The organism is Rubrivivax benzoatilyticus JA2 = ATCC BAA-35 (assembly GCF_000190375.1).
GTDB classification, from domain to species: Bacteria; Pseudomonadota; Gammaproteobacteria; order Burkholderiales; family Burkholderiaceae_C; genus Rubrivivax; species Rubrivivax benzoatilyticus.
Map to the genome: position 1 here is coordinate 1 of NZ_AEWG01000023.1, position 13,126 is coordinate 13,126.

Sequence of the window (13,126 nt, forward strand, 5' to 3'; positions counted from 1 at the left end):
AATAAGCGTGGACCCCCGGCCTGCTGCGCACGCTACGGCGCGCGCGTAGGCCGCCCCCGAGGGGGCTTCGGGGCGTTCCCGGGAGACCCGTGAACGTCCCGCTCTCCGGCCACCATTTGCGCGCCCGTCGCCCTAGCGGCGGCGGGAGTGCTGTGCAAAGAGGAACACCATGTCCACGAAGCAAAAGATCCGCATCCGCCTGAAGGCCTTCGATTACAAGCTGATCGACCAGTCGGCCCTCGAGATCGTCGACACCGCCAAGCGCACCGGCGCCATCGTCAAGGGCCCGGTGCCCCTGCCGACGCGTCTGCAGCGTTTCGACATCCTGCGTTCGCCGCACGTCAACAAGACCAGCCGCGACCAGTTCGAGATCCGCACCCACCAGCGCCTGATGGACATCGTCGACCCGACCGACAAGACGGTCGACGCGCTGATGAAGCTCGACCTGCCCGCCGGCGTCGACGTCGAAATCAAGCTGCAGTAAACCGGGCTGGCGCAGCGGCTTCGGCTGCTGCTACAATCACCGGCTTTCCCCGACTCCGGCCTCGATAGGCCGGGCTCGGGGATTTCGTCCGCATGGGTTTCGTGGGTGTTTCCACGGGCCCGTCAGGACATCACCCCGGCCAATCGTTGTCGGGATCGTGAACAAAGGCGTCCTTCCGCCAAGTCGGGCGCTGGAGAAATGACCATGAGCATGAGCGAACAGCTCGGCTTGCTGGGCCGCAAGGTGGGCATGATGCGCATCTTCACGGACGATGGCGACGCCATCCCCGTGACGGTGCTCGACGTGTCCAACAACCGCGTCACGCAAGTCAAGACGGTGGCCACCGACGGCTACAGCGCGCTGCAAGTCGCGTTCGGCGCCCGCAAGGCGAGCCGCGTCAACAAGCCCGAAGCGGGTCACCTGGCCAAGGCCGGTGTCGAAGCGGGCGAAGTCCTGAAGGAATTCCGCGTCACCGCCGAGATCGCCGGGCAGTACCAGCCGGGCGCCGTCGTGCCGGTGAGCCTGTTTGCCGCGGGCCAGCTCGTCGACGTGCAAGGCACCTCGATCGGCAAGGGCTACGCCGGCACCATCAAGCGCCACAACTTCGGCTCGCAGCGCGCGTCGCACGGCAACAGCCGTTCGCACAACGTGCCGGGCTCGATCTCGATGGCCCAGGACCCGGGTCGCGTGTTCCCGGGCAAGAAGATGACCGGCCACATGGGCGACGAGACCGTCACCACCCAGAACCTGGACATCGTCCGTGTCGACGAAGCGCGTTCGCTGCTGCTCGTCCGCGGTGCGGTTCCGGGTGCCAAGAACGGCCACGTCGTCGTGCGTCCCGCCGTCAAGGTCAAGCTGAAGAAGGGGGCCCAGTGATGCAACTCGAGCTCCTGAACGAACAGGGCCAGGCCACGGCCAAGGTCGACGCGCCGGACACCGTGTTCGCGCGTGACTACAACGAAGCGCTCGTGCACCAGGTCGTCGTTGCCTACCAGGCCAACGCGCGCCAGGGCACCCGCGCCCAGCTCGACCGCGGCGAGGTCAAGCACTCGACGAAGAAGCCGTTCCGCCAGAAGGGCACCGGCCGCGCTCGCGCCGGCATGACCTCCTCGCCGCTGTGGCGTGGGGGTGGTCGCATCTTCCCGAACCGCCCGGACGAGAACTTCTCGCACAAGGTCAACAAGAAGATGTACCGCGCCGGCATGGCGTCCATCCTCTCGCAGCTGGCCCGTGACGGCCGTCTGGCGGTGGTGGATTCGCTGACCGTCGACGCGCCCAAGACCAAGCTGCTGGCCCAGAAGCTCAAGGCCATGGGCCTGGAGTCGGTGATGGTGATCGCCGACCAGATCGACGACAACCTCGCGCTGGCCTCGCGCAACCTGGCCAACGTGCTCGTCGTCGAGCCGCGCTACGCCGATCCGCTGTCGCTGGTCTTCTACAAGAAGGTCCTGGTGACCAAGGGCGCGATCGAGCAGCTCAAGGAGATGTTCGCATGAGCGCCCCGCAAAAGTTCGACGAAGGCCGCCTGGCCAAGGTGCTGGTCGCTCCGATCATCTCCGAGAAGGCCACCAGCGTCGCCGAGAAGCACAACCAGGTCCTGTTCAAGGTCCTGCGTGACGCCACCAAGCCCGAGATCAAGGCTGCGGTGGAGCTGATGTTCAAGGTCGAGGTGGCTTCGGTCACGACGACCGTGCAGAAGGGCAAGGTCAAGCGCTTCGGCCGCACGATCGGCCGCCGCGATCACGTCAAGAAGGCGTACGTGGCGCTGAAGCCGGGCCAGGAGCTCAACTTCTCCGGGGAGGCCGCGTAATGGCTGTCATCAAGGTCAAGCCGACGTCGCCCGGCCGCCGTGCCGTGACGAAGGTGGTGCACAAGCACCTGCACAAGGGCGCCCCGGAAGCTTCGCTGCTCGAGCCGCAGAAGCAGAAGGCCGGCCGCAACAACAACGGCCACATCACGATGCGGCACAAGGGTGGTGGCCACAAGCACCACTACCGCGTCGTCGACTTCGTGCGCAACAAGGACGGCATCCCGGCAAAGGTCGAACGCATCGAGTACGACCCGAACCGCACCGCCCACATCGCGCTGCTGTGCTACGCCGACGGCGAGCGCCGCTACATCATCGCCCCGCGCGGTGTCGAAGCCGGTGCCACGCTGCTGTCGGGCGCGGAAGCCCCGATCAAGGCCGGCAACACGCTGCCGATCCGCAACATCCCCGTGGGTTCGACGATCCACTGCGTGGAGATGCTGCCGGGCAAGGGCGCGCAGATCGCGCGGTCGGCCGGCGCCAGCGTCACGCTGATGGCGCGCGAAGGCACCTACGCGCAGGTTCGCCTGCGCTCGGGTGAAGTGCGCAAGATCCACATCGACTGCCGCGCCACGATCGGCGAGGTCAGCAACGAAGAGCACAGCCTGCGCCAGTACGGCAAGGCCGGTGCGATCCGCTGGAAGGGCATCCGTCCGACCGTCCGCGGCGTTGCGATGAACCCGGTCGACCACCCGCACGGTGGCGGCGAAGGCCGCACCGGCGAAGGCAAGCCGCAGGTGTCGCCGTGGAACACGCTGACCAAGGGCTACCGTACGCGCAGCAACAAGCGCACGCAGACGATGATCGTCTCGCGCCGCAAGAAGTGAGGCCGTAGAACATGGCACGTTCACTCAAGAAGGGTCCCTTCGTGGACCACCACCTGATGGCCAAGGTCGAGAAGGCCTCCGCCAACAAGGACAAGAAGCCGATCAAGACCTGGTCGCGCCGTTCGACGATCCTGCCCGAGTTCATCGGCCTGACCGTCGCCGTGCACAACGGCAAGCAGCACGTTCCCGTGTACGTGACCGACCAGATGGTCGGCCACAAGCTCGGCGAATTCGCGCTGACCCGTCTGTTCAAGGGTCACCCGGCCGACAAGAAGGCCAAGCGCTAAGGGGACGAAGAGCATGGAAACCAAGGCAATCGTCCGCGGTGTGCGCCTCTCGGCCGACAAGGGTCGGCTGGTGGCGGACATGATCCGCGGCAAGAAGGTCGACCAGGCGATCAACATCCTCACGTTCACGCCGAAGAAGGCGGCCGTCATCATCAAGAAGGCGGTCGAATCGGCGGTGGCCAACGCGGAGCACAACGACGGTGCGGACATCGACGAGCTGAAGATCAAGTCGATCTACGTCGAGCAAGGCGCCACGCTGAAGCGTTTCTCGGCCCGTGCGAAGGGTCGCGGCAACCGCATCAGCAAGCCGACCTGCCACATCTTCGTGACCGTCGGCAACTGAGGAGCTGGAAAAGACATGGGACAAAAAATCCATCCGACCGGCTTCCGGCTGAGCGTCACGCGGGCCTGGGGCTCGCGCTGGTTCGCCTCGAACCGCAACTTCGCCGGCATGCTGGCCGAAGACCTGCAGGTTCGTGACTACCTGAAGACCAAGCTGAAGAACGCGGCGGTCTCGCGCATCCTGATCGAGCGTCCGGCCAAGAACGCCCGCATCACGATCTTCTCGGCTCGTCCGGGCGTCGTGATCGGCAAGAAGGGCGAGGACATCGAGAACCTGAAGGCCGAGCTGACCAAGCGCCTCGGCGTTCCGGTCGCGGTCAACATCGAGGAAGTGCGCAAGCCCGAAGTCGATGCCCAGCTGATCGCCGACTCGATCACCCAGCAGCTCGAGAAGCGCATCATGTTCCGTCGTGCGATGAAGCGCGCGATGCAGAACGCGATGCGCTTGGGCGCGCAGGGCATCAAGATCATGTCCGCCGGTCGTCTGAACGGCATCGAGATCGCGCGTACCGAGTGGTATCGCGAAGGTCGCGTGCCGCTGCACACCCTCAAGGCCGACATCGACTACGGCTTCTCCGAAGCCAAGACCACCTACGGCGTCATCGGCGTCAAGGTGTGGGTCTACCGCGGTGACCGCCTGGCCAACGGCGAAGCGCCGCAGCTGGCGAAGACCGAAGGTGACGACGAGCGCCGTCCGCGCCGTGGTCCGCGTCCGGGCGGTGACCGTCCGGGTGCCGGCCGCGGCCGTCCGGGTGGCGATCGTGGCCCGCGTGCCGACGGTGCTCCGTCGGCGGCCCCTGCCGGCGACGGCAAGGGTGGTCCGGCCGTCAAGCGCGTGCGTCGCGCCGGCGCTCCGGCTGCCGGCGGCGAGACCAAAGGAGAATAACGATGCTGCAACCTGCACGTCGCAAGTTCCGTAAGGAACACAAGGGCCGCAACACCGGCATCGCCACGCGGGGCAACAACGTCTCGTTCGGCGAGTTCGGTCTGAAGGCCACCGAGCGCGGCCGCATCACCGCGCGCCAGATCGAGGCGGCTCGCCGCGCGATCTCGCGTCACATCAAGCGGGGCGGTCGCATCTTCATCCGCATCTTCCCGGACAAGCCGATTTCGCAGAAGCCGGCGGAGGTCCGGATGGGTAACGGCAAGGGCAACCCCGAGTTCTACGTCGCCGAGATCCAGCCGGGCAAGGTGCTGTACGAGATCAACGGCGTTCCGGAACAGCTCGCTCGCGAGGCGTTCACGCTGGCGGCGGCCAAGCTGCCGCTGCGCTGCACGTTCGTCGCCCGCCAGGTCGGCCTGTAACGCCAAAGGAAGCAACATGAAGGCATCCGAACTGCGTTCCAAGGACGTCGCGGCGCTGGAGAAGGAAGTCTCCGATCTGCTGAAGGCCCATTTCGGCCTGCGCATGCAGAAGGCGACCCAGCAGCTGACCAACAACTCGCAGCTGGGCAAGACCCGCCGCGACATCGCCCGCGCCAAGACCATCCTGGCCGAGAAGAAGAGGGCCGCGAAATGAGCGAAACCCAGACCACCGCTCCGGTGAAGAACACCCGGACGCTGATCGGCCGTGTCGTCAGCGACAAGCGCGCCAAGACCGTCACGGTCCTGGTTGAGCGTCGCGCGGCGCACGAGCTCTACGGCAAGATCGTGGCGCGCTCGCGCAAGTACCACGCCCACGACGAGAACGGCGAGTACAAGATGGGTGACCTGGTCGAAATCGCCGAAGGGCGTCCGATCAGCAAGACCAAGAGCTGGGTCGTGACCCGCCTGATCGAGAAGGCGAAGCTGGTCTAAGACCCGCACGCCTGCTCGCGAACGGCCGCCGCCGGATACTCCGGCGCCGGCCGTTTTTCATTGCGCCGGCCAGAACATCAGGAGTGCGCATGCTGAAGATCGGTGACCCCCTGCCCGCCGGGCAGCTCCACGAATACGTCGATGTCGCGACCGAGGGCTGCGCGCTCGGGCCGAACGCCGTCGATGTCCGCGCGGCTGCGGCAGGCAGGACGATCGTCGTCTTCGGTCTGCCGGGCGCCTTCACGCCGACGTGCTCCGAACGGCACGTGCCGGGTTACGTCGAGAAGGCGGCCGAGCTGCGTGCCGCCGGCGTCGACGAGGTCTGGTGCGTGTCGGTCAACGACGCCTTCGTCATGGGCGCCTGGGGGCGCCAGCTCGGCGCCCGTGGCGCGGTGCGCATGATGGGCGATGGCAATGGCGACTTCGCGCGTGCTGCCGGCCTGACGCTGGATCTCACGGCGCGCGGCATGGGGCTGCGCTCGGCGCGTTACGCGATGCTCGTCGTCGACGGCATCGTGCGCTCGCTCGACGTCGAGGCGCCGGGCAAGTTCGAGGCGAGTTCCGCCGAGGCGATGCTGCAGCGCGTGCGGTCCTGCTGATTCTGCAAACGAGCGTTTGACACGCCGGCCGGAAGGCTGGCATAATCCGTGGCTTCGCCGAAATGGCGGCTTCTGTCATGAGCACCCAAGCGGTGCGGGTGGCAAAAAGCCTCCGGCTCGGATCAGCCCAGATCTACCCAGACACGGGCCCAAGACTGACCGGCAAGACTCGAGCAATCGGGTGGCGCGGGGAGAAGTTGGGGTACGAACAATGATCCAAATGCAATCGCGGCTCGACGTGGCCGACAACACGGGTGCCAAGTCCGTCATGTGCATCAAGGTGCTCGGCGGCTCCAAGCGGCGCTATGCCGGCATCGGCGACGTCATCAAGGTCAGCATCAAGGAAGCCGCCCCCCGTGGTCGCGTGAAGAAGGGCGAGGTCTATTCGGCCGTCGTCGTTCGCACCGCCAAGGGTGTGCGTCGCCAGGACGGCTCGCTGATCAAGTTCGACGGCAACGCCGCCGTGCTGCTCAACGCCAAGCTCGAGCCGATCGGCACCCGCATCTTCGGCCCGGTCACGCGCGAACTGCGCAGCGAGCGCTTCATGAAGATCGTGTCGCTGGCGCCGGAAGTTCTCTGACGCGACCGACAGATTCGAGGTTCGACACTCATGAACAAGATTCGTAAAGGCGACCAGGTCATCGTGCTGACCGGCCGTGACAAGGGCAAGCGCGGCACCGTGACGCAGCGCGTCGATGACGATCACGTCATCGTCGACGGCGTGAACATGGTCAAGAAGCATGTGAAGCCGAACCCGATGAAGGGCACGACCGGCGGCGTCATCGACAAGGCGATGCCGATCCACCAGTCCAACATCGCCATCTACAACGCCGCCACCGGCAAGGCCGACCGCGTCGGCATCAAGATCGATGGCGACAAGAAGACCCGCGTCTTCAAGTCCAGCGGCGAAGAGATCAAGGCGTAAGCACCATGGCAAAGACTCAAGCTTCCGCGACGTCGCGTCTGCAGGCTCTGTACCGCGAGCAGATCGTCCCCGAGCTGATGGCCAAGTTCGGCTACACCTCGGTGATGCAGGTTCCGCGCCTCGAGAAGATCACGCTGAACATGGGCGTGAGCGAGGCCGTGGCCGACAAGAAGGTGATGGACCACGCCGTCGGCGACCTCACCAAGATCGCCGGCCAGAAGCCCGTCGTCACCAAGAGCCGCAAGGCCATCGCGGGCTTCAAGATCCGCGAGAACGTGCCCATCGGCTGCATGGTCACGCTGCGTGGCGTGCGCATGTATGAATTCCTCGACCGCTTCGTCACCGTGGCGCTGCCGCGCGTGCGCGACTTCCGTGGTATCTCCGGTCGCGCGTTCGACGGCCGTGGCAACTACAACATCGGCGTCAAGGAACAGATCATCTTCCCCGAGATCGAGTACGACAAGATCGACGCGATCCGCGGGCTGAACATCAGCATCACGACCAGCGCGAAGAGCGACGACGAGTGCAAGGCGCTGCTCGCCGCGTTCAAGTTCCCGTTCAAGAACTGAAGGCAAGCCATGGCCAAACTGTCCCTCAAGCAGCGCGAAGAAAAGCGCGAGAAGCTGGTCGCCAAGTACGCCAAGAAGTACGCCGAGCTGAAGGCCATCATCGACGACGCGCAGCGTTCGGAAGAAGAGCGCTACGCCGCCCGTCTTGAACTGCAGAAGCTGCCCCGCAACGCCAATCCGACCCGTCTGCGCAACCGCTGCGCCCTGACCGGTCGTCCGCGCGGCACGTTCCGCATGTTCGGCCTGGGCCGCAACAAGATCCGCGAGCTCGCCTTCAAGGGCGACATCCCCGGCATGGTCAAGGCCAGCTGGTGATTCGGGTAGCCGCGAAGGAGATTTTTTATGAGCATGAGTGATCCCATCGCCGACATGCTGACCCGCATTCGCAACGCCCAGAGCGTTGAGAAGGCCGCGGTCACGATGCCGTCGTCGAAGCTCAAGGTCGCGATCGCGCAAGTCCTGAAGGACGAGGGCTACATCGACGGTTTCGTCGTGAAGGCCAACGCGGGCAAGAGCGAACTCGAGATCTCGCTGAAGTACTACGCCGGTCGTCCGGTGATCGAGCGCATCGAGCGCGTCAGCCGTCCCGGCCTGCGCATCTACAAGGGCCGCGACGAGATTCCGCAGGTCATGAACGGCCTGGGCGTGGCGATCGTCACGACCCCCAAGGGCGTGATGACCGATCGCAAGGCTCGCCAGACCGGTGTCGGTGGCGAAGTCCTGTGCTACGTGGCCTAAACAAAGGACGAACGACATGTCCCGCGTAGGAAAGATGCCGGTCGCCGTCCCGCAAGGCGTGGACGTCACGATCTCGGCCGACAAGATCACCGTCAAGGGCGCCAACGGCACGCTCGTGCGCGACCTGAACCCGCTCGTGACGATCAAGAACGAAGCCGGCAAGCTGAGCTTCGTGCCCGCCAACGACACGGCCGCGGCCGATGCGATGAGCGGCACGATGCGTGCGCTGGTGGCCAACATGGTCAACGGCGTCGCCAAGAGCTTCGAAAAGAAGCTGACGCTCGTCGGCGTGGGCTTCCGTGCCCAGGCCCAGGGCCAGAAGCTGAACCTGCAGATCGGTTTCTCGCATCCGGTGGTGAAGGAGATGCCCGAGGGCGTCAAGGTCGCCACCCCGACCCAGACCGAAATCGTCATCTCGGGCGCCGACCGCCAACGCGTCGGTCAGATCGCCTCCGAGGTTCGCGCCTTCCGTCCGCCCGAGCCGTACAAGGGCAAGGGCATCCGCTATGCGGACGAGCGCGTGATCCTCAAGGAAACGAAGAAGAAGTAAGGAGCGCACCATGATGACGAAGAAGGAACAGCGCCTGCGTCGTTCGCGCCAGACCCGGCTGCGTATCGCCCAGCAGGGCGTCGCTCGCCTGAGCGTCTTCCGCTCCAACCTGCACATCTACGCCAACGTCTTCTCGGAAGACGGCAGCAAGGTTCTCGCTTCCGCCTCGACCGCCGAGAAGGAAGTGCGTGAGCAGATCGGTGCCGGCAAGGGTGGCAACACCGACGCGGCAGCCCTGATCGGCAAGCGCATCGCCGAGAAGGCCAAGGCCGCCGGCATCGAGAAGGTCGCGTTCGACCGCGCGGGCTTCGCCTACCACGGCCGCGTCAAGGCGCTGGCCGAGGCGGCTCGCGAAGCCGGCCTGCAGTTCTGACGGGCGCAAAGGAAGACTCGAAATGGCAAAGTTCACTCCCCGCCAGCAGGCCGAAGGCAACGACGACGGCCTGAAGGAAAAGATGATCGCGGTCAACCGCGTCACGAAGGTCGTCAAGGGTGGCCGCACGCTGAGCTTCGCTGCGCTGACCGTCGTCGGCGACGGCGACGGCCGCATCGGCATGGGCAAGGGCAAGGCCAAGGAAGTGCCGGTTGCGGTGCAGAAGGCCATGGAATCGGCCCGCCGCAACATGGTCAAGGTCGCGCTGAAGAACGGCACGATCCATCACAAGGTCGAAGGCGAACACGGTGCAGCCAAGGTCCTGATGGCCCCGGCCAAGCAGGGTGACGGCATCATCGCCGGCGGCCCGATGCGCGCCGTCTTCGAAGTGATGGGCGTGACGGACATCGTCGCCAAGAGCCACGGCTCGACCAACCCGTACAACATGGTGCGCGCGACGCTGAACGCGCTGAAGCGCTCCACCACGCCGGCCGAAGTGGCCGCCAAGCGTGGCAAGTCGGTCGAAGACCTCTTCAACTGACCCCGCGCCGGAGAAGCCTCATGTCCGACAAGAAGACCCTCACGGTCAAGCTCGTCCGCAGCATCGCCGGTACGCGCGAATCGCATCGCGCCACCGTGCGTGGTCTGGGCCTGCGCAAGCTGAACAGCCAAAGCGTCCTGGAAGACACGCCTGCCGTGCGCGGCATGATCAACAAGGTCTCGTACCTGGTGAAGGTGCTGTAATGCAGATCAACAACCTCAAGCCCGCCGAGGGCAGCAAGAAGGCGCGCCGTCGCGTCGGCCGCGGCATCGGCTCGGGTCTGGGCAAGACCGCCGGTCGTGGTCACAAGGGCCAGAAGTCTCGTGCCGGTGGCTTCCACAAGGTCGGCTTCGAAGGCGGCCAGATGCCGCTGCAACGCCGCCTGCCCAAGCGCGGCTTCAAGTCGCAGCAACTGAAGTACAACGGCGAAGTCACGCTGGCCGAACTCGAGACGCTGGGCGTCGACGAGGTCGATCTGCTCGTGCTCAAGGCGGCTGGCCTGGTGCGCCAGATCGTCAAGCAGGTCAAGGTCGTCAAGAGCGGCGAGATCACCCGCAAGGTGACGCTCAAGGGCATCGGCGCGACCGCCGGCGCCAAGGCCGCGATCGAGGCCGTCGGCGGCACGTTCGCCTAAAGGGACTCGCAGCCCGTGGCAACCTCCGCGAACCAGCTGGCCAAGAGCGGGAAATTCGGCGACCTCCGTCGCCGGATCGTCTTCCTGCTGCTGGCCTTGGTGGTCTACCGCATCGGTGCGCACATTCCGGTGCCCGGCATCGACCCGAACCAGCTGCAGCAGCTGTTTCAGGGTCAGGGCGGCGGCATCCTGAACCTGTTCAACATGTTCAGCGGCGGCGCCCTGTCGCGCTTCACCGTCTTCGCGCTGGGCATCATGCCCTACATCTCGGCGTCGATCATCATGCAACTGATGACCTACGTCGTGCCCTCGCTCGAGGCGCTGAAGAAGGAAGGCGAGGCGGGTCGCCGCAAGATCACGCAGTACACGCGCTACGGCACGCTGTTCCTGGCGATCTTCCAGAGCCTGGGCATCGCCCTGGCGCTCGAGGGTTCGCAAGGTCTGGTGCTCTCGCCGGGCTTCGGCTTCCGCATGACGGCGGTGGTCAGCCTGGTGGCCGGCACGATGTTCCTGATGTGGCTGGGCGAGCAGATCACGGAACGCGGTCTGGGCAACGGCATCTCGATCCTGATCTTCGCCGGCATCGTCGCCGGGCTGCCGAGCGCCATCGGCGGGCTCTTCGAGCTGGTTCGCACCGGCGCGATGAGCATCATCGCCAGCCTGTTCATCTGCGCGGTTGTCGTCGCCGTCACCTTCGTCGTGGTGTTCGTCGAGCGGGGTCAGCGCAAGATCCTGGTGAACTACGCCAAGCGCCAGGTCGGGAACAAGGTGTACGGCGGCCAGTCGTCGCACCTGCCGCTGAAGCTGAACATGTCGGGCGTGATCCCGCCGATCTTCGCGTCGTCGATCATCCTGCTGCCCGCGACCATCGTCGGCTGGTTCGCCACCGGGGAAGGTCTGCGCTGGCTGAAGGACATCTCGGCGGCTCTGTCGCCCGGGCAGCCGATCTACGTGATGCTCTATGCGGGCATGATCGTGTTCTTCTGCTTCTTCTACACGGCGCTCGTGTTCAACAGTCGCGAGACCGCCGACAACCTGAAGAAGAGTGGCGCGTTCATCCCGGGCATCCGTCCGGGTGACCAGACCGCGAAGTACATCGATCGCATCCTGTCGCGTCTGACGCTGGCCGGCGCGGTGTACATCACGGCGGTGTGCCTGCTGCCCGAGTTCCTGGTTCTGAAGTACAACGTCCCGTTCTACTTCGGGGGCACCTCGCTGCTGATCATCGTGGTCGTGACGATGGATTTCTGGGCTCAGGTCCAGTCCTACGTGATGAGCCAGCAGTATGAGAGCCTGCTCAAGAAGGCGAACTTCAAGGCGGGCTGATGCGAGATGGCGAAGGACGACGTCATTCAGATGCAGGGGGAGATTCTTGAGAACCTCCCCAACGCCACCTTCCGAGTGAAGCTGGAGAACGGGCACGTTGTGCTCGGCCACATCTCCGGAAAGATGCGGATGCACTACATCCGAATCCTTCCGGGTGACAAGGTGACGGTCGAACTCACCCCCTACGATTTGAGTCGCGCGCGGATCGTTTTCCGCGCCAAGTGAGGTCAAGGAGAAGACCATGAAAGTCGCAGCTTCGGTCAAGAAGATGTGCCGCAACTGCAAGATCATCCGACGCAAGGGCGTCGTGCGCGTGATCTGCACCGACCCGCGCCACAAGCAGCGTCAAGGCTGATAGTCAGAGGAAGAACATGGCACGTATCGCCGGCATCAACATCCCGCCGCACAAGCACGCGGAAATCGGCCTGACCTCGATCTACGGCATCGGCCGTACGACGGCGCAGAAGATCTGCGACTCGGTGGGCATTCCCTACTCGAAGAAGGTCAAGGACCTGAACGATTCCGAGCTGGAGAAGATCCGCGAGGAAATCGGCCGTCTGACCATCGAAGGCGACCTGCGCCGCGAGCTGTCCATCAACATCAAGCGTCTGATGGACCTCGGTTGCTACCGTGGCTTCCGTCACCGCCGCGGCCTGCCGGTGCGCGGCCAGCGCACCCGCACCAATGCCCGCACCCGCAAGGGTCCGCGCAAGGGTGCCGCCGCGCTGAAGAAGTAAGCCGCCGCCACGCACGAGGAAGATCTACATGGCCAAGTCCCCCGTCAACAACGCCGCGCGTCGCGTCAGCAAGAAGATCCGCAAGAACATTGCGGACGGCATTGCCCACGTCCACGCGTCGTTCAACAACACCATCATCACGATCACGGACCGCCAAGGCGGTTCGCTGGCGTGGGCCTCCAGCGGTGGCCAGGGCTTCAAGGGCTCGCGCAAGAGCACGCCGTTCGCTGCCCAGGTTGCCGCCGAGAACGCCGGCCGTGCCGCGCAGGAACAGGGCATCAAGAACCTGGACGTGCGCATCAAGGGCCCGGGCCCGGGTCGCGAGTCCAGCGTTCGTGCGCTGGCGTCGCTGGGCATCCGCATCACGTCGATCAGCGACGTGACGCCGGTCCCGCACAACGGCTGCCGTCCCCAGAAGCGCCGTCGCATCTGATGCGTCGCCGGCAGGCTCGTCCTGCCGGTGCTAGAATTCGCGGTTTCTCTCACGCCGGCGGCACTGAACGTGCGCGCCGGCTGTTTTCCTCAAGGTTCCGGCCTTGAACCCCAAGCCCACCGTCCGCGCCTCGAGCACGAAGCGATTCGTCTGCGCA

The 13,126-nt window shown here is 65.2% G+C and carries 27 protein-coding genes; all 27 read left to right on the plus strand.

Annotation, left to right across the window (positions count from 1 at the left end; genetic code table 11):
• The first annotated feature begins 169 nt into the window (after positions 1–169).
• The 27 genes from rpsJ to rpsK all read left to right on the plus strand — a co-directional run bounded on the left by rpsJ (position 170) and on the right by rpsK (position 12,969).
• Positions 170–484 carry a 30S ribosomal protein S10 gene (gene rpsJ, locus RBXJA2T_RS02070; protein WP_009855657.1) on the plus strand — a complete coding sequence of 105 codons (315 nt, stop codon included), beginning with the start codon at positions 170–172 and terminating at the stop codon, positions 482–484.
• Positions 485–688: 204 nt separating this feature from the next.
• Positions 689–1,360 (plus strand): 50S ribosomal protein L3, encoded by a 672-nt coding sequence (gene rplC, locus RBXJA2T_RS02075; RefSeq protein WP_009855658.1) that lies wholly within the window; start codon positions 689–691, stop codon positions 1,358–1,360.
• Positions 1,360–1,980 (plus strand): 50S ribosomal protein L4, encoded by a 621-nt coding sequence (gene rplD / locus RBXJA2T_RS02080; RefSeq protein ID WP_009855659.1) that lies wholly within the window; start codon positions 1,360–1,362, stop codon positions 1,978–1,980. Before rplC ends, rplD begins: the two co-directional genes overlap by 1 nt.
• Positions 1,977–2,294: a 50S ribosomal protein L23 gene (rplW, locus tag RBXJA2T_RS02085; RefSeq protein WP_009855660.1), complete on the plus strand. Its 318-nt coding sequence runs from the start codon at positions 1,977–1,979 to the stop codon at positions 2,292–2,294. The genes rplD and rplW overlap by 4 nt, the downstream gene beginning before the upstream one ends.
• Positions 2,294–3,118, plus strand: coding sequence for a 50S ribosomal protein L2 (gene rplB / locus RBXJA2T_RS02090; RefSeq protein WP_009855661.1), 825 nt, complete (start codon positions 2,294–2,296; stop codon positions 3,116–3,118). The genes rplW and rplB overlap by 1 nt, the downstream gene beginning before the upstream one ends.
• A gap of 11 nt (positions 3,119–3,129) precedes the next feature.
• A complete protein-coding gene (gene rpsS / locus RBXJA2T_RS02095; protein ID WP_009855662.1) occupies positions 3,130–3,405 on the plus strand; it encodes a 30S ribosomal protein S19 in 276 nt (91 codons plus the stop codon).
• A gap of 13 nt (positions 3,406–3,418) precedes the next feature.
• Positions 3,419–3,748, plus strand: a complete 330-nt coding sequence (gene rplV / locus RBXJA2T_RS02100) for a 50S ribosomal protein L22 (protein ID WP_009855663.1) — start codon at positions 3,419–3,421, stop codon at positions 3,746–3,748.
• A 15-nt stretch (positions 3,749–3,763) separates the two neighbouring features.
• Positions 3,764–4,633, plus strand: coding sequence for a 30S ribosomal protein S3 (rpsC, locus tag RBXJA2T_RS02105; protein ID WP_009855664.1), 870 nt, complete (start codon positions 3,764–3,766; stop codon positions 4,631–4,633).
• Between the two features lie 2 nt (positions 4,634–4,635).
• Positions 4,636–5,052, plus strand: a complete 417-nt coding sequence (rplP, locus tag RBXJA2T_RS02110; RefSeq protein WP_009855665.1) for a 50S ribosomal protein L16 — start codon at positions 4,636–4,638, stop codon at positions 5,050–5,052.
• A gap of 16 nt (positions 5,053–5,068) precedes the next feature.
• A complete protein-coding gene (gene rpmC, locus RBXJA2T_RS02115) occupies positions 5,069–5,266 on the plus strand; it encodes a 50S ribosomal protein L29 (RefSeq protein WP_009855666.1) in 198 nt (65 codons plus the stop codon).
• On the plus strand, positions 5,263–5,544 hold the full coding sequence (rpsQ, locus tag RBXJA2T_RS02120) for a 30S ribosomal protein S17 (protein ID WP_009855667.1): 282 nt from the start codon (positions 5,263–5,265) through the stop codon (positions 5,542–5,544). Before rpmC ends, rpsQ begins: the two co-directional genes overlap by 4 nt.
• Positions 5,545–5,633: 89 nt before the next feature.
• Positions 5,634–6,143, plus strand: coding sequence for a peroxiredoxin (locus RBXJA2T_RS02125; RefSeq protein WP_009855668.1), 510 nt, complete (start codon positions 5,634–5,636; stop codon positions 6,141–6,143).
• A gap of 211 nt (positions 6,144–6,354) precedes the next feature.
• Complete coding sequence (gene rplN / locus RBXJA2T_RS02130; RefSeq protein WP_009855669.1) at positions 6,355–6,723, plus strand: 50S ribosomal protein L14; 369 nt, start codon at positions 6,355–6,357, stop codon at positions 6,721–6,723.
• 30 nt (positions 6,724–6,753) lie between these two features.
• The gene (gene rplX / locus RBXJA2T_RS02135; RefSeq protein ID WP_009855670.1) at positions 6,754–7,068 is read left to right on the plus strand and encodes a 50S ribosomal protein L24; all 315 of its coding nucleotides are present in this window, start codon (positions 6,754–6,756) and stop codon (positions 7,066–7,068) included.
• 5 nt (positions 7,069–7,073) lie between these two features.
• Positions 7,074–7,637: a 50S ribosomal protein L5 gene (rplE, locus tag RBXJA2T_RS02140; RefSeq protein ID WP_029719005.1), complete on the plus strand. Its 564-nt coding sequence runs from the start codon at positions 7,074–7,076 to the stop codon at positions 7,635–7,637.
• A 9-nt stretch (positions 7,638–7,646) separates the two neighbouring features.
• A complete protein-coding gene (gene rpsN, locus RBXJA2T_RS02145) occupies positions 7,647–7,952 on the plus strand; it encodes a 30S ribosomal protein S14 (RefSeq protein WP_009855672.1) in 306 nt (101 codons plus the stop codon).
• A gap of 27 nt (positions 7,953–7,979) precedes the next feature.
• Entirely contained in the window at positions 7,980–8,375 is a 396-nt protein-coding gene (rpsH, locus tag RBXJA2T_RS02150; RefSeq protein WP_009855673.1) for a 30S ribosomal protein S8, read from the plus strand.
• A 16-nt stretch (positions 8,376–8,391) separates the two neighbouring features.
• Complete coding sequence (rplF, locus tag RBXJA2T_RS02155; RefSeq protein ID WP_009855674.1) at positions 8,392–8,925, plus strand: 50S ribosomal protein L6; 534 nt, start codon at positions 8,392–8,394, stop codon at positions 8,923–8,925.
• Positions 8,926–8,935: 10 nt separating this feature from the next.
• Entirely contained in the window at positions 8,936–9,298 is a 363-nt protein-coding gene (gene rplR / locus RBXJA2T_RS02160) for a 50S ribosomal protein L18 (RefSeq protein WP_009855675.1), read from the plus strand.
• A gap of 22 nt (positions 9,299–9,320) precedes the next feature.
• On the plus strand, positions 9,321–9,839 hold the full coding sequence (rpsE, locus tag RBXJA2T_RS02165) for a 30S ribosomal protein S5 (RefSeq protein ID WP_009855676.1): 519 nt from the start codon (positions 9,321–9,323) through the stop codon (positions 9,837–9,839).
• Positions 9,840–9,859: 20 nt separating this feature from the next.
• Positions 9,860–10,042: a 50S ribosomal protein L30 gene (gene rpmD, locus RBXJA2T_RS02170; protein WP_009855677.1), complete on the plus strand. Its 183-nt coding sequence runs from the start codon at positions 9,860–9,862 to the stop codon at positions 10,040–10,042.
• Positions 10,042–10,473, plus strand: a complete 432-nt coding sequence (gene rplO, locus RBXJA2T_RS02175; protein WP_009855678.1) for a 50S ribosomal protein L15 — start codon at positions 10,042–10,044, stop codon at positions 10,471–10,473. The genes rpmD and rplO overlap by 1 nt, the downstream gene beginning before the upstream one ends.
• A gap of 15 nt (positions 10,474–10,488) precedes the next feature.
• Positions 10,489–11,799 carry a preprotein translocase subunit SecY gene (gene secY / locus RBXJA2T_RS02180; protein WP_009855679.1) on the plus strand — a complete coding sequence of 437 codons (1,311 nt, stop codon included), beginning with the start codon at positions 10,489–10,491 and terminating at the stop codon, positions 11,797–11,799.
• Between the two features lie 6 nt (positions 11,800–11,805).
• Entirely contained in the window at positions 11,806–12,024 is a 219-nt protein-coding gene (gene infA, locus RBXJA2T_RS02185; RefSeq protein WP_009855680.1) for a translation initiation factor IF-1, read from the plus strand.
• Between the two features lie 16 nt (positions 12,025–12,040).
• Positions 12,041–12,154: a 50S ribosomal protein L36 gene (gene rpmJ / locus RBXJA2T_RS02190; protein WP_009548427.1), complete on the plus strand. Its 114-nt coding sequence runs from the start codon at positions 12,041–12,043 to the stop codon at positions 12,152–12,154.
• Positions 12,155–12,170: 16 nt separating this feature from the next.
• Positions 12,171–12,536: a 30S ribosomal protein S13 gene (gene rpsM, locus RBXJA2T_RS02195; protein WP_009855681.1), complete on the plus strand. Its 366-nt coding sequence runs from the start codon at positions 12,171–12,173 to the stop codon at positions 12,534–12,536.
• 28 nt (positions 12,537–12,564) lie between these two features.
• Positions 12,565–12,969 carry a 30S ribosomal protein S11 gene (gene rpsK, locus RBXJA2T_RS02200; protein WP_009855682.1) on the plus strand — a complete coding sequence of 135 codons (405 nt, stop codon included), beginning with the start codon at positions 12,565–12,567 and terminating at the stop codon, positions 12,967–12,969.
• The last annotated feature ends 157 nt before the right edge of the window (positions 12,970–13,126 follow it).